The sequence below is a fragment of the Azospirillum soli genome (genome assembly GCF_017876165.1).
Lineage (GTDB): Bacteria > Pseudomonadota > Alphaproteobacteria > Azospirillales > Azospirillaceae > Azospirillum > Azospirillum soli.
Genome location: NZ_JAGINQ010000016.1, coordinates 88,882 through 107,147 on the forward strand (window position 1 = coordinate 88,882; position 18,266 = coordinate 107,147).

Consider the following 18,266-nt stretch of genomic DNA (forward strand, 5'->3'; position numbering starts at 1 on the left):
CTTCCGCCGTTATTGTTTTTGGCCGTTATTGCTTTTGAATGTTGACCACCGCCGACACCGGCGCCAGCACGAAGCCACGGTCGGCGAGGCTGGTGAGCCACAGGTTGATGCGCTCGATGGTGCTGGGGTAGGGCGACCCTATGCCGACCGCCGCACCATTGGCTTTGGCCAGCGTCTCCAACTCCTTCAGCTGGTCGTCGATGGCGCCGCGCGACAGGTCGCGGTCGATAACGCGGTCGCCGAAGGCGCGCGGCACGCCGGCCTGAGACGCCAGCGGCCCGCCGGCGCTCTTCGGGTTGGCACGGGCGTCGAGGAACAGCAGCCCGCGAGCCTTCAGCACGTCGATGACCGGCTTCATGGCGTCGGCGTTGCCGGTGAACTTGCTGCCCGTCGTGCTGGTGATGCCGACATAGCCCACGGCGCGGCCCAGCGACCATTCCAGCCGCTCCAGGTTCCGGTCGGGCGCCAGCATGGTCAGCAGCGCGTTCGGGCCGGGATCGTCGCGGGGATAGTTCTGTGGCTCCATGGGCACGGACAGCATGACCTCGTGCCCCTTGGTGCGCGCCCGCTCCACCCAGTTGTCCAGCCGCTCGGCGTAGGGCACGAAGGCCAGCGTCACGGTCGGTGGCAGTTTCTGCAGGGCGTTGCCGGTGGTCACGCCGGACAGCCCCATGTCAGCCATCACGATGGCGATGCGCGGGCGCTTGTCGGCGGCCGGGAATGGTCGGGCGTAGACCTGCCAGGGCTTGCGCCCGTCGTCGGCGATGCGGGGCAGGGGGCCGTTGCGCGAGTCCTCCACCAAGCCCGGTACCGGTGCTGGGGCCAGCGTGATGGGTCCCTCCGCCACGCCGGGCAAGGGCAGCGGAGCCGGCGCGGTGACCGGCGCTGGAGCGGCGGGTGCGGGGGCGGCCGGAGCGGGCGTTGGGGGCGGCGGGGGAGGGGCGACCACCGCCGGGGCCGGCGGCGGCGCCACGGCCACCTGGGGCGTGGGAGCGGGAGCGACGGGCTGCGCGCCCTTGATCGGCACCTGCACCTTGGGGATGCCCGCCTCCCAAGCGAAGGTGGTGTCCTCCGCGTGCAGGGCGAGCCAGCCGATCAGCCCCGCGAACCCCAGCGCCACGGCGGCAGACACGCCGATCAGCGCCTTGGACAGCGGGTGTTTCGTTTCCCTAGGCGGGGGTTCCGTGTTCCGGGGAAAGTCATCGCCGCGCCGGGCGCGCTTGAAGCGCGACAGCCAGCCGAATCCGGGGCGCAAGCCCCGGACATCGACTTTCAAACGGCCCAGCATGGCGGTGGCGTTCACGGAAGGTTGGCTCCCTTAGTGCGTGTTGCGCGCCTGGAACAGGGCGACGCCCCGCAGCAGGTCGAGCGCACGCGCCAGCTGATAGTCGAACGGCGGCTGCTGGCCGTTGGCCGCAGCCTCACCACCCTCGCCGGCCGGAGGCGTCGCGGCCGGTGCGGCGTTGCCGTTGGCCGGGGCGGGCGTGCTGGGCGCCGGTGCGTTGGGGGCGGGCGCGTTGCTGGCCCCCGGCCCCGGAGCGGGCTGGTTCGGCTTGGTGGTCGCCGGCTTCGGCGCGCGGTTGGCCGCGTCCGGGTTGCTCAGCGCGCCGCGCAGGTCGCTTTCGCGGCGGCGGATAAGGCCCTGGTCGGTCTCCTCGACCTTGGCCGGATGCACCTCGATGTCCGGGGTGACGCCCAGCGCCTGGATCGACCGGCCGCTCGGGGTGTAGTAGCGCGCGGTGGTCAGGCGCATGGCGCCGTGGCCCGGCAGCGGGATGATGGTCTGGACCGAGCCCTTGCCGAAGGTCTGGGTGCCCAGAACGATGGCCCGCTTGTGGTCCTGCAGGGCGCCCGCGACGATTTCCGACGCCGACGCCGAACCGCCGTTGATCAGCACGACCATCGGCAGGCCCTTGATCATGTCGCCGGGCTTGGCGTTGTAGCGGGTGCCTTCCTCCGCCTTGCGGCCACGGGTGGAGACGATCTCGCCCTTGTCGAGGAAGGTGTCCGACACCGACACCGCCTGATCGAGCAGGCCGCCGGGGTTGTTGCGCAGGTCGAGCACGAAGCCCTTCAGCTTGTCGCCCAGCTGCTGCTGGATCGAGGTGATGGCCTTCTCCAGCCCCTGCTGGGTCTGCTCGTTGAAGCTGGTGACGCGGACGTAGCCGATGTCGCCCTCGGTGCGGTAGCGGACCGACTGCACCTTGATGACGGCGCGGGTCAGCGTGACCTCGAACGGTTCGCCGGCCTCGCCGCGCCGGACGGTCACCTTGATGTCGCTGCCCACCGGGCCGCGCATCTTTTCCACCGCCTCGTTCAGGCTCAGGCCCATGACCGCCTCGCCGTTCAGCTGGACGATCAGGTCGCCCGGCTGCAGGCCGGCGCGGAAGGCGGGCGTGTCGTCGATGGGGGACACGACCTTGATCAGGCCGTTCTCCATCGTGACCTCGATGCCCAGCCCGCCGAACTCGCCACGGGTCTGCACCTGCATGTCCTGGAAGCTTTTCCGGTTCAGGTAGCTGGAATGCGGGTCGAGCGAGGTCAGCATGCCGTTGATGGCCGCCTCGATCAGCTGCTCATCGGTGGTCTGCTCCACGTACTCGGCGCGCACGCGCTCGAACACGTCGCCGAACAGGTTCAGCTGCCGGTAGGTTTCGGAGCTGTTGTTGTTCGACTGCGCGGTGACGGTGGCAACGCCGGCGCCCAGAAACACCAAGGCGGCTGCCGTGGCGGCACGCTTGACTATCCTCATCTACCCTTGTCCTTTCCCCTCCGGGGCGCCGAATCCGCGTTGCGGGTTGATCGGCTGTCCGTGTCTTCGCAGCTCGAAGTAAAGATCTGGGTTGCCGTCGGTCGGCATCAAACCAATGGGTTCACCCGTGGCCACGCGCTTTCCGACGGCCGTGTCGATGCGGCCAAATCCAGCAATGAGGCTATGATATCCATTGGCGTGTTCCACGATCAAGATTTGGCCGTAGCCGCGAAAAGGTCCAGCGAAGACGATGGTGCCGGCCTGCGGCGCGACGACCGAGGCGCCCGGCCGGGCCTGGATCGTGACCCCCCGGCTGGCGGCGCCGAACCGGTCGGCCTCGCCGTAGCGCGTGGCGACCCGCCCGCCCACCGGCAGCCGCGTTCCCCCGGCGCCGGCCGGCGCGTTGGGCGCCCGTTGCGCGGCGGCCAGTTCGGCCTCGGCCTTGGCTTTTTGTTCGGCGGCTTTCTGTTCGGCAGCCTTTTGTTCAGCCGCCTTCTGTTCCGCTGCCCGCAGTTCGGCCAGCTTGCGCTCGGCCTCCTTGCGCTCCGCTTCCTTCTGGGCGGCGAGCTTGCGTTCCGCTTCGCGCTGTTCGGCAAGACGCCGTTCGGCCTCCCGGCGCTCCGCCTCCAGCCGTTCGGCCTCGCGCTTGGCGGCGGCTTCGGCGGCGGCCCTTCGTTCCGCCTCGATGCGCTCCATCAGCTGGCGCAGGTCGGCGGCCTGTCCGGCCAGCCGCGCGCTGTGCTGGGCAACCTGAAGCCGCTCCTCTTCGGTCTGGCGTGACAGCTCCTCGCGCCGGGCGACGAGGCGGGCCATTTCCTTCTGCCGCTCGGCCAAGGCCACGCGGGCGGCCAGCGTGCGGGTGCGCTGCCCTTCCAGCTTCTCGCGCGTCTCGGCCAGCTTCGACAGGGCGGCGGCCAGCGCGTCGGCGCGGGCGCGCAGGGTCGGAACCGTGTCGCGCAGCAGCAGGGCGGAGCGCAACGTGTCCACCGGCCCTTCCGGCCGGGCCAGCGCCGCTTCCGGCGGAATGCGCGCCAGCCGTTGCAGGGCCGCCAGCAGCGCGGCGATCTGCTGCCGTTCGCTCTCCAGCCGCCCGGCTTGGTCGTGTTCTTCCGCTTCCAGGGCGGTCAGCGTCTCTTCCAGCTGGTCGAGTTCACTTTCCTGCGCCCGTTCCTCTTCGGCCAGACCGACCAGCCGGCCGCGCAGTTCGTCCAGTTCCTTCTGGATCGTCTGCGACTGGCGCTCCAGCTGCTTCTGGCGCGCCTTGTCGGCCTGGATCTCCTGTTCGACCCTTTTGAGTGCCTGATTGGGCGACTCGGTCTGGGCGAGGGCGTGGGTAGCGATACACAGGGAAAAAGCCGCAGCGACGGGCCCCCACCCAACCTTCCCCCACCTTCGGCGGGGGAGGGCCTCACAACCTTCTCCCGCCGCAGGGGGGAGAAGGAGAGGCCCGCGCCGAAGGCGTGGGAGGAAGGGGGCCCGCCCTGCGCCCATGCCCTATTCCGCAGCGGCGCGCGCAGCGGCGCGGTCGATCAGGCTGTTGCCGGTCATCTCCACTGGCTTCGGCAGGCCCATCAGGTCAAGCAGCGTCGGCGCGATGTCGGCCAGACGGCCGCTGCGGATCGCCGTCACTCCGGCGGGCGCGTTCACCAGCACCAGCGGCACCTTGTCCAGCGTGTGGGCGGTGTGCGGGCCGTTGTTGTCCGGGTCCTTCATCATCTCGCAGTTGCCGTGGTCGGCGGTGACCAGCATCACGCCGCCCTGGCGGCGCACCGCCGCTTCCAGCCGGCCGACGCTGGTGTCCACCGCGTGGACCGCCTTCATGGCGGCATCGAGGAAGCCGGTGTGGCCGACCATGTCCGGGTTGGCGTAGTTGATGACGATGAGGTCGTACTTGCCGCTGTCCACCGCCTCCACGACCTTGTCGGTCACCTCGGCGGCCGACATCTCCGGCTGGAGATCGTAGGTGGCGACCTTCGGCGACGGCACCAGGATGCGGTCCTCGCCCGGATACACCCGCTCCTCGCCACCGTTGAAGAAGAAGGTGACGTGCGGATACTTCTCCGTCTCGGCGATGCGCAACTGGGTCAAACCGGCCTCGCTGACCACTTCGCCCAGCACCTTGGTCAGGGATTTCGGCGGAAAGATGGTCGTCATCAGCTTGGCGAGGCCGGACGAATATTCGACCATGCCGACGGCGGCGGCCAGCTTCGGCGCGTTGCCCCGGTCGAACCCGTCGAAGGCCGGATCCACGAAGGCGGCCAGGATCTCGCGGGCGCGGTCGGCGCGGAAATTCGCCATCAGGATGGCGTCGCCGTCCTTCATGCCCTCATAGCCGTCGATGACCGTGGGCAGGATGAATTCGTCGTGCTTGCCGGTGGCGTAGCTCTGCTCGATCGCCTGGATCGGGTCGGCGGCCTTCTCGCCCTCGGCGCGGACCAGGGCGGCGAAGGCCTTCTCCACGCGGTCCCAGCGCTTGTCGCGGTCCATGGCGTAATAGCGGCCCGTCACCGTGGCGACGTTGACGCCGGGCAACTCATACACGTCCGCCATGAACTCGGCGACCTGATCCTTGGCGCTCTGCGGCGGCACGTCGCGCCCGTCGGTGAAGGCGTGGATGTCGACCGGCACGCCCTCGCGCGACAGCACGGCGGCCAGCGCGGCGATGTGGTCCTGGTGGGAATGCACGCCGCCCGGCGACATCAGGCCCATGATGTGGCAACGCCCGCCGGTCTTGTGCAGAGCCTTGACCAGATCCGAAATGGCTTGGTTGCGCTCGAACTCGCCCTCGACGATGGCGTGGTCGATCATGACGAGGTCCTGCATGACCACGCGCCCGGCGCCGAGGTTCATGTGACCGACTTCCGAGTTGCCCATCTGGCCCTTGGGCAGGCCGACCTCTTCCTCGCTGGCCTCAAGGAACGCCTTCGGCTCCGACGACCACAGCCGGTCCCAGTTGGGGGTGTCGCCCAACGCGATGGCGTTGTCCTCGCGCTCCTCGCGATAGCCCCAGCCATCCAGGATGCACAGCACAACAGGACGGGGACGTTTGGTCTCGGTCATCGCGTTCCTCTTACGCCAGTCGTGATTGATCGCCAATGAGTCGGGCCGGCACGCCCATCGCGCCGGGGGCTACGCCCGGTGATATGGGTGTCCGGCCAGGATTTGCTGAGCCCGGTAGATCTGCTCTGTCAGCATGCCACGCACCAACATATGCGGCCATGTCATGGGTCCCAAGGCCAAAAGAAGGTCGGCGCGGGCGCGCACGGCGTCGCCATGCCCGTCGGCCCCGCCGATCAGGAAGGCGATGTCGGCCACTCCCTGGTCCCGCCACGCGCCCATTTTGGCCGCGAAGGCTTCGCTGGACAGCGCCTTTCCGCGCTCGTCCAGCGCCACGACGACGGATCCCTGTGGAATGGCGGCCAGCAGCAATTCGGCTTCCTGCCGCTTCATTTCGTCGGGCGGCAGGCGCTTCTTGACTTCCACTTCGCGGAGCGTCAGCGGCCAGCTCAGCCGGCCGGCGTACTCCTCGAAGAGGTCGCGTGCCGGACCGACCCGCGCCCGCCCAACGGCGGCGAGCCACAGACGCATCGATCCGGCTCCTCTCTATCGTCCCGTCAGGATCGTCCCGTCAGGCGCTCATGCGTTCCGCGGACGGCCGGGGCGTGTCGAGACCCCACATCTTCTCGATGTTGTAGAAGGTCCGGACCTCGGGACGGAACAGGTGCACGATGACGTCGCCGGCATCGACCAGCACCCAGTCGCACTGGGGCAGGCCCTCCACCTCGATGCCACGGAGTCCGGCCGACTTCAGCCGATCGGCAAGCTTCATGGCCATGGCGGCGATGTGCCGCGTGTTGCGGCCCGACGCCACGATCATGTAGTCCGCGATGCTGGTTTTGCCGGCAAGATCGATGACGATGACGTCATCCGCCTGATCGTCGTCCAGGGACTTCTCGATAAGCGCCTTGAGTTCCTGCGGCTGGGGAACGGGCGCGGGCCGCACAACGGGCGCGGCCGGTTCGATGAACGTGTTGATGGTACCCACCTCGTGATACAGGGTCACGACCCGCGGGCACGCGCCCGACGGATCGCCGTCGCCGAAGCCGGATGCAGCGGGTTGCGCAGGAAAATCCAGGCCGGCGTTTTCCGGCTGGCCAGTCCCTTGGCCCGATGCTCCTTCACCCGGCGGCGGGCATAGCGCTGAGCGGCTATGCCACCAAGCGCGCTTATAGAATAAGTTGGACGGGCCAGAACTGCAACCGGCACCAGCCGGAAGATTCGCGTCCAATGCCGCCAACGGGGTATTTGGCGAAGATTGTCCGCGCCCATCAGCCAGACAAAGCGCGTTCTTGGAAAGCGACGCTTCAGCTCTTGCAACGTATCGACGGTGTAGCGGGTGCCAAGCTCGCGCTCGATGTCGGTGACCTGGATGCGCGGATGCCGCGCCACCCGCCGGGCCTCCGCCATCCGTTCCGGCAGGGCGCCCATGTCGGCGGTGGACTTCAGCGGATTCTGCGGGCTGACCAGCCACCAGACCCGGTCGAGGCCCAGCGTCTTCAGCGCGTACAGGCTGATGTGCCGGTGCCCCGCATGCGCCGGATTGAACGACCCGCCGAGCAGCCCGACGCGAAGGTTGGCGTAATGGGGGCCGGAGTAGGGGTGGGGGAGTGGTCTCATCGGGCCCCCACCCTGACCCTCCCCCACCGTTGGCGGGGGAGGGGAAAAAGCTCCTTCCCCCGCCGAAGGTGGGGGAAGGTTGGGATGGGGACCCCTTGCAACAACGTCACGGCCGGGTCTGGCCGTCGCCGCGCACGACGTACTTGTAGCTGGTCAGCTGCTCCGCGCCGACAGGGCCGCGCGCGTGGAACTTGTCGGTGGAAATGCCGATCTCCGCGCCCATACCGAACTCGCCGCCGTCCGCGAACTGGGTGCTGGCGTTCCACAGAACGATGCCGCTGTCGATGCGCTGGAGGAAGCGCTCGGCCGCCGCCGCATCCTCCGTCACGATCGCGTCCGTGTGGTGGGAACCGTACTGGTTGACGTGCGCGATGGCGCCGTCCACCCCGTCCACCACGCCGCAGGCGATGATGGCGTCCAGATACTCGGTGGCCCAATCTTCGGTCGAGACCGGAGTCACGCGGGGATCGGCCGCCTGGGCCGCCGCGTCGCCGCGCACCGCGCAGCCGGCGTCCAGCAGGTCCTTCACCAGCACCGGCAGCACCTTGTCCGCGACGGCCCGGTCGACCAGCAGCGTTTCCGCGGCACCGCAGATGGAGGTCCGGCGCATCTTGGCGTTCATCACCACCTTGCGCGCCTTCTCCAGATCGGCGCCGGCGTCCACATAGACGTGGTTGTTGCCGTCCAGATGCTTGATGACGGGGATGCGGCTCTCGTCGGAGATCCGCTGGATCAGCGACTTGCCGCCGCGCGGCACGATCACGTCGATGAAGTCGCGCATGGTCAGCATGTGGCCGACCGCCGCCCGGTCCGTCGTGGGGACGAGCTGGATCGCCGCTTCCGGCAGCCCGGCGGAGCGCAGCCCCTTGGCCAGGCAGTCGGCGATGGCGCGCGAGGAGCGGTGGCTCTCCGACCCGCCGCGCAGGATGGCGGCGTTGCCGGACTTCAGGCACAGGCCGCCAGCATCGGCCGTCACGTTGGGGCGGCTCTCGTAGATGATGCCGATGACGCCCAGGGGCACGCGCACGCGCTGGATGTTCAGCCCATTGGGCCGGGTCCATTCGGCGATGACGCCGCCGATGGGATCGGGGAAGTCGGCGATGTCCTCCAGACCCTTGGCCATGGCCTCGATGCGCGCGTCGTTCAGCATCAGACGCTCGATCATGGGACCGGCGAGGCCGCGTTCCTTCGCGGCCGCCACGTCCTGGTCGTTGGCCGCCTGGATCTCGGCCTTGTGGGCGCGGATCGCGGATGCGGCTGCCCGCAAGGCCTGATCCTTCACCGGGCTCGGCACGACCGCCAGTTCCGCAGCGGCGGCGCGGGCGGCGCGGCCGAGGGCGAGCATCTGGTCGTGCAGGGCGTCGGTGGTCTCAAGCAGGGCGGACATGGAACTCACTCCAGTAAAAAGGGCGGGAACTGTATCCCATCCCGCGACCTTGGGAAAGCGCGCGTCCCCGCCCATGGCGCATGCCCATGATGCGGTGCAAAAACGCAGTACAAGTCCGCGCCTGGGCAGGGCATAGTCCCCCGGTCCCGCCCTTTCGCCATTCGTTCGGATTACCGCCTGATGCTGACGCTGCTGTTGATCGTCTCCGCTTTCTTCGCGGGCGTGCTGAACGCCGTGGCTGGGGGCGGCAGCTTCCTGACCTTTCCGGCCCTGGTGATGGCGGGCGTGCCGCCGCTGAACGCCAACGCGACGAGCACGGTGGCGGTCTCCCCCGGCGCGCTGGCCAGCGCCTATGGCTATCGGCGGGAACTGGGGCGCATCCGGGAGATCAACCTTCCCATCTTCCTGGGCGTTAGCCTCGTCGGCGGCCTTGTCGGCGCGCTGCTGCTGCTGTGGACGCCGCAGCGCACCTTCGAGGTCATCGTGCCGTGGCTGCTGCTGTTCGCGACGGTTCTCTTCGCCTTCGGGCCGAAGGTGTCGGCCTATGTGCGCCGGAACTTCCACGTCGGGCACGGCACGGTGCTGTTCATCCAGTTCTTCATTGCGGTCTACGGCGGCTATTTCGGCGGCGGCATCGGCATCCTGATCCTTGCGACGCTCGGCGTCTTCGGCCTGACTGACCTGCACGCGATGAATGGCCTGAAGGCGCTGGTGTCCGGCTGCCTGAACGCGGTCGCGGTGGTCGCCTTCGTGTTCGGCGGGGCCGTTTATTGGCACGAGGCCATCATCATGACCTTCGCCGCCGTGGCCGGCGGCTATGCCGGGGCGTCGGTCGCCCGCCACATCCCGCCGCCGATCCTGCGCAAGTTCGTGATCGTCGTCGGCGTGGCGATGACCGCCTACTTCTTCATCACCAAAGGCTGATCCGTCTCAGAGCGTGACCGTCACGCTGACGCGCGGACCGCCGTCCGCCTTCAGCGTTCCCCGCGCCAGTTCGACCAGCCGGCGGATGTCCGCCAAACCTTCCGGATCGAAGCCGGCGGGGGAGTCCACCGCGACCTCGGCCTGTTGGTTGCCGACGCGCCGCAGGCGCATGGCGATGGTCCCGCCGCTCCCAACGCCAACCGTCCGACGCACGGCGGCGGAGAGAAGCGCTTCCACCGTCGCCCCCAGCGTCAGAACGCGGTCGGCCGCCAGCGTGACCGTTTGCACGTCGCATTCCATCGTGATGTGATGCGCGTCCGTCCGCTCGATCTCTGCGATGGAGCGGCAGATCAGCGCGAGATGGTCGCCAAGCGCCGTCGTCCCGTCCGGCTCCAGCGCCAGCAGCCGGTCGAGATGGGCCGCCAGCGTCGTCGCATCGACCACCGCCGCGTCGTCGCGCATGCGCTGCCGCACCCGTTGCAGCAGAAGCCGCTGCCGCTCCGCTGTGGCCTCGCGCCGGCAGCGGACCACCGCGTCGCCCAGCGTGTTGGCGAAGGCGGTCAGGAAATTCACGTCGGCGATGGTGAAAGCGCGCTCCTCGTCCGTGTCGACCTCCAGCACGCCGAATGCTCCCCGGTCGGTCATGATCAGGACGTTGACGGTCGAACGGATGCCGTACTCCCGATAAATCGACGGCAAATGGTAGATGGGATTGTCCTGCACATGGATATCCACCAGCGGCCGTTCCTCCAACAGCACCTTGCCGCAGGGGTTTGTCTCGTCGGCGGGCGCGCGCACGCGGCCGACCACGCCCGGTTGCCAGCCATGGCCGGCGCGCACCACCAGCTCCTTCCCGTCGGGCAGGAGTTCCAGGATCTTCGTGTAGGGGACTTGCGTGCCCTCCGCGCACAGGCGCGCGGCGTCGCTCAGGATACGGTCCAGGGAAGTTTCCACCAAAGCCCGCCGCCCGAAATCGGTCAGCACCGACTGTTGGTGGAGCAGCTGTTCGGGGGAGGGCGCCGCGTCCAGCGGCTGATCGGCGGTGATCGTCGTCCGCCAAGGATGCCCTTTGGGGGCCTCGCGGGTGACCGATTCGGTGTGCGGCATGAAGGGGCATCGACGGTTGTGTGTGTTCTCCCCGTCAACACGCCGCCGCCCCAAGCGTCACACGCTCAGTCCGCCGCCATCCGCTCGGCCAGCCCGCACAGAGCGTCCCAATCGAGCGCCGCCGGGTCCTCGACCACATGGTCGGCGGCCTCGAACAGCAGGTGCGGGGGCTGCGGCCAGGCGATGGTCAGCATGCCGGCGGCCTTGCCGGCGCGGGCGCCCGTGGGGCTGTCCTCGATCACCGCGCAGGCTTCCGGCGGCACGCCCAGCCGCTCGGCGGCCAGCAGATACGGCTCGGGATCGGGCTTGCCGTTGGTCACGTCGTCCCGGCTGATGCCGAAGGCGAAATGCGGGATGCCCATGCGGCGCAGGTTGGCCTCGACCACCCGCCGGCCGCTGTTCGACACGCAGGCCTGCCGCAGCCCGCGTGACGCGAAGGCCTCCACCAGAGCGAAGGCCCCGGCGCGCGCCTCGACCTCGGCGATCCGTTCCAGATAGATGTCGGTGATCGCGTCGGCCCATTCCCGGAAGGTCAGGACCATGGGCCGGGCGGCGTGCAGTCGCGCGTACAGCTCCGGGAAGGCGATCCCCAGCGTGTTCGCGTAGTCCGCGTCGCTCATCTCGTGCCCGAGTCGCCGGCACACGGCGATGGTGGAGTGCTGGTGCCACGGCTCGCTGTCCAGCAGCGTGCCGTCGATGTCCCAGAGGATCGCCTGGATGGGGATCGCCTTGATAGGAGAAAGACTCAACGCACCACCAGATCGTCACGGTGGATCATCTCGTCCCGTCCGCGATAGCCCAGGACCTCTTCGATCTCCTGGCTCTTGCGGCCGATGATGCGGCGGGCGTCGTCGGAGGCGTAGGCGGTCAGGCCGCGCGCCACCTCGCGCCCGTCCGGCGCCTTCACCACCACCACGTCGCCGCGCTCGAACGTGCCCTCGACCGCGCGCACGCCGGCCGGCAGCAGGCTCGCCCCGTTCGCCAGCGCCTTCAAGGCGCCCGCGTCGACGGTCAACGCCCCGGCGGCGTTCAGGTTGCCGCCGATCCACGCCTTGCGGGCGCTCGACGGTTCGGCCGCCGGCAGGAACCAGGTGCACAGCGCGCCGCCCTTCTCCGGCCGCGCTTCCAGCGCCGCCAGCGGGTTCATGCGCTTGCCCTTGGCGATGACCATGCGGCAGCCGGCCGACAGGGCCACGCGCGCCGCGACGATCTTCGTCACCATGCCGCCGGAGCTGTAGCCGGGCGGCGGCTCGCCCGCCATGTTCTCGATGTCGGAGGTCAGCTCCTGCACCACGGGGATGTGCCGGGCGTCCGGATCCTTGCGGGGGTCGGCGGTGTAGAGCCCGTCGATGTCCGACAGCAGGACCAGCGTGTCGGCGGAGATCATCTGCGCCACGCGGGCGGCCAGACGGTCGTTGTCGCCGAATCGGATTTCCGCCGTCGCCACCGTGTCGTTCTCGTTGATGACCGGGACGGCGCCCAGCTTCAGCAGCGTGTCGATGGTGGCGCGGGCGTTCAGGTGGCGCCGCCGCTCCTCGGTGTCTTCCAGCGTTACCAGCACCTGGGCGACGGTCACGTCGTGCCGCGCCAGAGTTTCCTGATAGGCGTGGGCCAGACGAATCTGCCCGGTCGCCGCCGCCGCCTGCTTTTCCTCAAGCCGCAGCGGACGGCCGACGAGGCCCAGATGCTCGCGCCCGCAGGCCACGGCGCCGGAGGTGACGATCACCACCTCCTGTCCGCGCTTGCGGCAGGCGGCCACGTCGTCGGCCAGCGCGTCCAGCCATTCCCTGCGGATCTGCCCGGTCTCGCCGTCCACCAGCAGCGCCGAGCCGATCTTCACGACCAGCCGGCGCGCGTCGAGCAGGGTGGGGAGATCAGCCCTTAGCGTCGTTGCCGTCGTCGTCATCGTCCGAGTCGCCGTCATCGAGGTCATCGTACTCGCCCGTTTCTTCGTTCCAGCCCGCATACTCGTCGTCCATCCGCTGGCCGACCGGCGGTCGCGGGATGGAGCGGGTGGCGGGAGCGTGGATGACGTCGGGCTCCTCTTCCTTGGACTGTTTGATGGCGGTGAGCAAGCGGTAAAGAACCGGCTGGACGCCTTGGCTGGTGGCGCCGGACAGCACCATCACCTCCGCCCCGGACGCCTCTTCCAGCGCCGCCTTCTTCTCCTCGATCTCCTCGTCCAGCAGGGCGTCGGCCTTGTTCAGCCCGATCACCTCCAGCTTGCCGGCGAGGTTGCCGCCATAGGCCTCCAGCTCGTGCCGGATGATCTGGTAGCTGTGGACCACGTCGTCGGCCGTGCCGTCGATCAGGTGCAGCAGCACGCGCGTGCGCTCCACATGGCCCAGGAAGCGGTCACCCAGCCCATGCCCCTCGTGCGCGCCCTCGATCAGGCCGGGGATGTCGGCGATGACGAATTCCTCGTCGCCCGCGCGCACCACGCCCAGATTGGGGGCCAGAGTCGTGAAGGGATAGTCGGCGATCTTCGGCTTGGCCGCCGTGGTCGCCGCCAGGAAGGTGGACTTGCCGGCGTTCGGCAGGCCCAGCAGGCCGGCGTCGGCGATCAGCTTCAGCCGCAGCCACACCCAGCGTTCGTCGCCCGGCCAGCCGGGGTGGAACTTGCGCGGGGCGCGGTTGGTGGAGGTCTTGAAGGCGGCGTTGCCGAAGCCGCCGTCGCCGCCCTTCAGGAAGACGACGCGTTGGCCGGGCTCGGTCAGGTCGAGCAGCACGGTCTCCTGATCCTCGTCCAGGATCTGGGTGCCGACCGGGACGCGCAGCACCACGTCGTTGCCCTTGGCCCCGTTGCGGTTGCTGCCCATGCCGTGGTTGCCGCGCTGGGCCTTGAAATGCTGCTTGTAGCGGTAGTCGATCAGCGTGTTCAGGCCGTCCACGGCCTCGATGACGACGTCTCCGCCGCGTCCGCCGTTGCCCCCGTCGGGGCCGCCGAACTCGATGAACTTCTCGCGACGGAACGCGACGGCGCCGGGGCCTCCGTCACCGCTCTTCAGGAACACTTTGGCTTGATCGAGGAATTTCATAGCGACTCAACAAACGAAAATCGGGGGCCGGTTGCCCGGTCCCCCGATTCTTAGACTTCCGTACGGGCCGGACGAGTGTTACTCGGCCGCGACCGCCGGGACCGCGTCATTGGCCGCCTCGATGGCGACGTAGGTGCGGCCCTTGGCGCTGTGCTTGAAGGCCACCTTGCCGTCCACCAGGGCGAACAGGGTGTGGTCCTTGCCGATGCCGACGTTCTCACCCGGGTGGAACTTCGTGCCGCGCTGGCGGACGATGATGTTGCCGGCGATGACGGCTTCGCCGCCAAAGCGCTTCACGCCAAGACGACGGCCAGCGGAGTCGCGACCGTTGCGCGAGGAGCCGCCTGCTTTTTTATGAGCCATGGGGGGTTACTCCTGTGAACTGATCGGCGGCCGCTCAGGCGGCGCCGTTGATCCCGGTGATGCGCAGGACGGTCAGGTCCTGGCGGTGGCCGTTCTTACGGCGATAGTTCTGACGGCGCTTCTTCTTGAAGACGATGATCTTCGGGCCGCGATCCTGGGCGACCACCTCGGCCACCACAGCCGCGCCGGCCACCGTCGGGGTGCCCACGGTGGTGTTGCCGCCGTCGCTCACCATCAGCACGTCGTTGAGCGTGATGGAAGCGCCAGCCTCGGCCTCGAGCTTCTCAACGCGGATCACGTCGCCATTGGCGACCTTGTACTGCTTGCCGCCGGTGCGGATCACTGCAAACATCGTCGTCACTGCCTATTTCAAAACAAACGGCGGGCCGCTCGCCCACCATTTGAGGTGCAAGCCCGTTCGTGAGAGCGAGGAGTTATACGCAGGAGGCATCGTGAGTCAACAGTCATGGTGACAGAATGATGTGCATTTTCCTGCAAACGAGTGCTTGCATCCCCAAAAGCTTTTGGGTAGGTTCCGCGCCACCCCGGAAACGGGGCAGCGGATGGGTGGCAGAGCGGTTGAATGCACCGCACTCGAAATGCGGCATACCCGCAAGGGTATCGGGAGTTCGAATCTCCCCCCATCCGCCAGTTTTCCTGAAAAACGCACGGTCGAGCCTGCCCCTCGCGGGGTCATGACGCTCCCGTGCGTTTTTCGTTTCAGGCTCCCTCGATCAGGTCCATCGCCGCGCCGAACAGGTCCCCCTGCGGGTCGGCGAAGCGGTCGACCACGGTGAAGTGGTTGGCGCCCGGTTCGACCATCTCGCGGATGGCGTTGCCCTCCGCCGCCCAGGTGCGGGCATAATCGGCCTGCTGGCGGTGCATCTCGTCGGTCTCCTCCGCTCCCAGCGCGAGAACCAGCGTGGGGGCGGGGGCCTTCACCGCGTGGATCGGGCTCAGCCGCCGCGCCGATTCGGCGTCGAGCCGCAGTTGCTCGTTCACCTCGAAATGCAGCAGCGGTTCCAAGTCGTAGATGCCGCTCAGCGCGAAGGCGCCCTTCACCAGTTCCGGTTCCTCCGAGGCGAGCGTCGCCGCCAGATGCCCGCCCGCCGAATGGCCGGCAACGACCAGCCGTTCCGAATCGGCTCCAAACTCCCCCGCATGCTCTGCCACCCAGGCCAACCCGTGCCGCGCGTGGCCGACCAGCGTGTCCAGCGTCACGTCGGGGCACAGCCCGTAGCCGATCAGCGCGACCGCCACACCCTTCGCAACGAACGGCTCGGCGACGAACGAGAACATGTCCTTGGACAGCCCCCGCCAATAGCCGCCATGGATGAAGACCAGCAGCGGCGCGCCGTCGCCGGCCGGGAAGGCGTCCACGCGCTGGCGCGGGTGTGGCCCCACCGGAATGTCGAATCGGCCGGGCAGCCGCCCGCGCACCTCGGCGCTCTGCGCTTCCCAGCGGGCAAAAATGTCGACGTGCTCCGGCACCAGCTTGCGGAAATTATACTGGCGGTCGATCTCGGCGGCGTCCATGCCGCGATGGAGGGGCTCAGACGCCAAGATAGCGCTCCTTCAGGCCGGGATCGGCCAGCAGGTCGGCGGAGGTCCCCGCCCAGACCAGCCGGCCCTTCTCGATGACATGGTGACGGTCGGCCAGCTTCGCCAAAGCGGCGACGTTCTTGTCCACCACCAGAATCGCCTGCCCCTCGGTCTTCAGGCGGGCGAGGCAGTCCCAGATCTCCTGCCGGACCAGCGGGGCCAGCCCCTCCGTCGCCTCGTCCAGGATCAGCAGCTTCGGGTTGGTCATCAGCGCCCGCCCGATGGCGAGCATCTGCTGCTCGCCCCCCGACAGGTTGCGGGCCAGATTGCCGGCGCGCTCGGCCAGCCGGGGGAACAGCGCGTGCACGCGCTCCACCGTCCAGGCGTCGGCCCGGCCGAACCGATTCGCCGCCGTCGCGATCAGGTTCTCGTGCACGGTCAAGGTGGGGAAGACCTGCCGCCCCTCCGGCACCAGAGCGATGCCGGACCGCGCGATCCGGTGCGGCGGCATGCCGACCAACTCCACCCCTTCGAACGCGATCGACCCGCCTGCCGCCGCGACCAGCCCCAGGATGGACTTGATGGTGGTCGTCTTGCCCATGCCGTTGCGGCCCATCAGCGTGGCGACCTCGCCGGCCCCCACCGACAGCTCCATGCCGAACAGCACCTGGCTCGACCCGTAAGAGGCGGTCAGTCCCGAGACGCGCAGCATCACACCGCCTCCAACTCGTCACCCAGATAGGCCTCGCGCACCGCCGGGTCGTTGCGGATCTCGGCCGGCGTCCCGCTGGCGAGGTCCTTGCCGCGCACCAGCACGGTGATCCGGTCGGCCAGCGCGAAGACCGCGTCCATGTCGTGCTCGACCAGCAGGATGGTGACCGTCCCCTTCAGCTCCTTCAGCAGATCCACCATGCGCGCCGATTCCTCCGGCCCCATGCCGGCCATCGGCTCGTCGAGCAGCAGCAGCCGGGGGCCGGTGGCGAGCGCCATTGCCAGCTCCAGCTGCCGCTTCTCGCCATGGGCCAGCGCCTCGGCCGGGGTGTTCGCCCGCGCGCCGAGGCCGACTCGCTCCAGCACGGCGCGCGCCGGATCCACCAGACGGCGGTCGCGCCCGGCGTCCCGCCAGAAACGGAAGCTGTGCCCGGCGTGCGCCTGCACCGCCAGCGCCACGTTGTCCAGCGCCGAGAAGCTCGGGAAGATCGAGGTGATCTGGAAGCTGCGGGCGAGGCCGCGTTGCGCCCGCTTGTGCACGGGCATCCGCGTCACGTCGCGCCCGTCGAACAGGATGCGCCCCTCGTCGGGCGTCAGCTCCCCCGCCAGCTGGCCGATCAAAGTCGTCTTGCCGGCCCCGTTCGGGCCGATCAGCGCGTGCAACTCGCCCTCCGCCACGGCCAGCGACAGCCCGTCCGTCGCCGCCAAGCCGCCGAAACGCTTCACCAGGGATTCGGTGCGCAGCAGGGCGGTCATCGCCGCGCCCCCGCGATCACGCCCCAGATCCCCTTGCGCGCGAACAGCACCAGCCCCAGCAGCACCGGACCCAGCACGATCTTCCAATGCTCGCCCGTGCCGGCGTGAACCATGTCCATCAACTCCGGCACGAACTCCTCCAGCAGCAGCAGCGAGGCGGCGCCCAGCACCGGGCCGATCAGCGTGCCGATGCCGCCCAGCACGACCATCACGATCAGGTCGCCCGACCGGCTCCAATGCAGATATTGCGGGCCGACGAACATCGTGGCGTTGGCCAGCAGCGCCCCCGCCAGCCCGGCCAACCCGCCGGCGATGACGAAGGCCGCCAGCTTGTAGCGGGTGACCGGGTAGCCCAGCGCCTTCATGCGCCGCTCGTTGTCCTTGGCGCCCCGGATGACCCGCCCGAACCGCGAATTCACCAGCCGCCAGCCCAGCACCAGAACGGCGACCAGCAGCCCCAGCGTCACGTAATAGAAAGTCGTGTGGTCGGCGATGTTCAGCGCGCCGGGGAAGCTCGACCGGCTCCACAGGGCGATACCGTCGTCGCCGCCGTACGCCTTGAGGCCCGTCATCAGGTAGAAGAGCATCTGCGCGAAGGCCAGCGTGATCATGATGAAGGGCACGCCGCTGGTGCGCAGCGAGATCGCCCCGATGGGCAGCGCCGCCAGCGCCCCGGCCAGGAAGGCCAGCGGCCAGACGATAAAGCCGTTCACCGTCCCCGGAAAGCCGAACAGGGTTGAGCCGTCCGCCTGATGGGCGAACAAGATGCCGACCACATAGCCGCCGATGCCCACGAAGGCCGCGTGCCCGAAGCTGACCATCCCCCCGAATCCGAGGATCAGGTCCAGGCTGACAGCGGCCAGCGCGAACACCAGGATGCGCGCGCCGAGGCGCACATAGAACGGTTCGTCAATCCAGACGGCGACGCTCGGCAGGGCAAGCGCTGCGGCGAACAGGATCAGGAGGGCGATGCGGGGGCGGGTGAGGGGCATGTGACTGGTCGGAAAGG

The 18,266-nt window shown here is 68.8% G+C and carries 19 protein-coding genes and 1 tRNA gene; 2 read left to right on the forward strand and 18 right to left on the reverse strand.

Features of this window, described 5'->3' with window-relative positions; all coding sequences use genetic code 11:
* Nucleotides 1-25 precede the first annotated feature (25 nt).
* The 8 genes from J2852_RS22390 to J2852_RS22425 form a co-directional block, all read right to left on the reverse strand.
* On the reverse strand, nucleotides 26-1,303 hold the full coding sequence (locus J2852_RS22390) for a divergent polysaccharide deacetylase family protein (RefSeq protein ID WP_209879975.1): 1,278 nt from the start codon (nucleotides 1,301-1,303) through the stop codon (nucleotides 26-28).
* 15 nt (nucleotides 1,304-1,318) lie between these two features.
* Nucleotides 1,319-2,752, reverse strand: coding sequence for a S41 family peptidase (locus tag J2852_RS22395; protein WP_209879977.1), 1,434 nt, complete (start codon nucleotides 2,750-2,752; stop codon nucleotides 1,319-1,321).
* A complete protein-coding gene (locus J2852_RS22400; protein ID WP_209879979.1) occupies nucleotides 2,753-4,243 on the reverse strand; it encodes a murein hydrolase activator EnvC family protein in 1,491 nt (496 codons plus the stop codon).
* A 3-nt stretch (nucleotides 4,244-4,246) separates the two neighbouring features.
* Nucleotides 4,247-5,812 (reverse strand): 2,3-bisphosphoglycerate-independent phosphoglycerate mutase, encoded by a 1,566-nt coding sequence (gene gpmI, locus J2852_RS22405; RefSeq protein ID WP_209879981.1) that lies wholly within the window; start codon nucleotides 5,810-5,812, stop codon nucleotides 4,247-4,249.
* 69 nt (nucleotides 5,813-5,881) lie between these two features.
* On the reverse strand, nucleotides 5,882-6,340 hold the full coding sequence (gene rlmH, locus J2852_RS22410; RefSeq protein WP_209879983.1) for a 23S rRNA (pseudouridine(1915)-N(3))-methyltransferase RlmH: 459 nt from the start codon (nucleotides 6,338-6,340) through the stop codon (nucleotides 5,882-5,884).
* Between the two features lie 40 nt (nucleotides 6,341-6,380).
* Nucleotides 6,381-6,815 (reverse strand): ribosome silencing factor, encoded by a 435-nt coding sequence (gene rsfS / locus J2852_RS22415; protein WP_209879986.1) that lies wholly within the window; start codon nucleotides 6,813-6,815, stop codon nucleotides 6,381-6,383.
* Nucleotides 6,812-7,429 carry a nicotinate-nucleotide adenylyltransferase gene (locus tag J2852_RS22420; protein WP_209879988.1) on the reverse strand — a complete coding sequence of 206 codons (618 nt, stop codon included), beginning with the start codon at nucleotides 7,427-7,429 and terminating at the stop codon, nucleotides 6,812-6,814. Before J2852_RS22420 ends, rsfS begins: the two co-directional genes overlap by 4 nt.
* Before the next feature lie 106 nt (nucleotides 7,430-7,535).
* A complete protein-coding gene (locus J2852_RS22425) occupies nucleotides 7,536-8,816 on the reverse strand; it encodes a glutamate-5-semialdehyde dehydrogenase (protein ID WP_209879991.1) in 1,281 nt (426 codons plus the stop codon).
* Nucleotides 8,817-8,996: 180 nt separating this feature from the next.
* On the opposite strand from J2852_RS22425, the gene J2852_RS22430 reads away from it, so the two are divergent.
* Nucleotides 8,997-9,740, forward strand: a complete 744-nt coding sequence (locus tag J2852_RS22430; RefSeq protein WP_209879994.1) for a sulfite exporter TauE/SafE family protein — start codon at nucleotides 8,997-8,999, stop codon at nucleotides 9,738-9,740.
* A 6-nt stretch (nucleotides 9,741-9,746) separates the two neighbouring features.
* Here the strand turns inward: J2852_RS22430 and J2852_RS22435 are convergent, their stop codons facing one another.
* The 6 genes from J2852_RS22435 to rplU form a co-directional block, all read right to left on the reverse strand.
* Nucleotides 9,747-10,847, reverse strand: a complete 1,101-nt coding sequence (locus J2852_RS22435; RefSeq protein WP_209879997.1) for a GAF domain-containing protein — start codon at nucleotides 10,845-10,847, stop codon at nucleotides 9,747-9,749.
* A 65-nt stretch (nucleotides 10,848-10,912) separates the two neighbouring features.
* Nucleotides 10,913-11,596, reverse strand: coding sequence for an HAD family hydrolase (locus J2852_RS22440; protein WP_209880000.1), 684 nt, complete (start codon nucleotides 11,594-11,596; stop codon nucleotides 10,913-10,915).
* Complete coding sequence (gene proB, locus J2852_RS22445; RefSeq protein ID WP_209880003.1) at nucleotides 11,593-12,753, reverse strand: glutamate 5-kinase; 1,161 nt, start codon at nucleotides 12,751-12,753, stop codon at nucleotides 11,593-11,595. The genes J2852_RS22440 and proB overlap by 4 nt, the downstream gene beginning before the upstream one ends.
* Nucleotides 12,722-13,885 (reverse strand): GTPase ObgE, encoded by a 1,164-nt coding sequence (obgE, locus tag J2852_RS22450; protein ID WP_209880006.1) that lies wholly within the window; start codon nucleotides 13,883-13,885, stop codon nucleotides 12,722-12,724. Before obgE ends, proB begins: the two co-directional genes overlap by 32 nt.
* A 78-nt stretch (nucleotides 13,886-13,963) precedes the next feature.
* Nucleotides 13,964-14,248, reverse strand: a complete 285-nt coding sequence (rpmA, locus tag J2852_RS22455; RefSeq protein WP_209880008.1) for a 50S ribosomal protein L27 — start codon at nucleotides 14,246-14,248, stop codon at nucleotides 13,964-13,966.
* 34 nt (nucleotides 14,249-14,282) lie between these two features.
* Nucleotides 14,283-14,600: a 50S ribosomal protein L21 gene (rplU, locus tag J2852_RS22460; protein WP_209880103.1), complete on the reverse strand. Its 318-nt coding sequence runs from the start codon at nucleotides 14,598-14,600 to the stop codon at nucleotides 14,283-14,285.
* A 209-nt stretch (nucleotides 14,601-14,809) separates the two neighbouring features.
* Here rplU and J2852_RS22465 point away from each other — a divergent pair.
* A tRNA-Ser gene (locus tag J2852_RS22465) sits at nucleotides 14,810-14,899 on the forward strand.
* A 69-nt stretch (nucleotides 14,900-14,968) separates the two neighbouring features.
* On the opposite strand, the gene J2852_RS22470 is transcribed toward J2852_RS22465, so the two are convergent.
* Genes J2852_RS22470 through J2852_RS22485 form a run of 4 tightly spaced genes read right to left on the reverse strand, consistent with a single transcriptional unit; the run spans nucleotide 14,969 to nucleotide 18,249 of the window.
* Complete coding sequence (locus tag J2852_RS22470; protein ID WP_209880010.1) at nucleotides 14,969-15,811, reverse strand: alpha/beta hydrolase; 843 nt, start codon at nucleotides 15,809-15,811, stop codon at nucleotides 14,969-14,971.
* Nucleotides 15,801-16,502, reverse strand: coding sequence for an ABC transporter ATP-binding protein (locus tag J2852_RS22475; RefSeq protein WP_209880012.1), 702 nt, complete (start codon nucleotides 16,500-16,502; stop codon nucleotides 15,801-15,803). The genes J2852_RS22470 and J2852_RS22475 overlap by 11 nt, the downstream gene beginning before the upstream one ends.
* On the reverse strand, nucleotides 16,502-17,257 hold the full coding sequence (locus J2852_RS22480; RefSeq protein WP_209880014.1) for an ABC transporter ATP-binding protein: 756 nt from the start codon (nucleotides 17,255-17,257) through the stop codon (nucleotides 16,502-16,504). The genes J2852_RS22475 and J2852_RS22480 overlap by 1 nt, the downstream gene beginning before the upstream one ends.
* Entirely contained in the window at nucleotides 17,254-18,249 is a 996-nt protein-coding gene (locus J2852_RS22485; protein WP_209880016.1) for a branched-chain amino acid ABC transporter permease, read from the reverse strand. Before J2852_RS22485 ends, J2852_RS22480 begins: the two co-directional genes overlap by 4 nt.
* Nucleotides 18,250-18,266 lie beyond the last annotated feature (17 nt).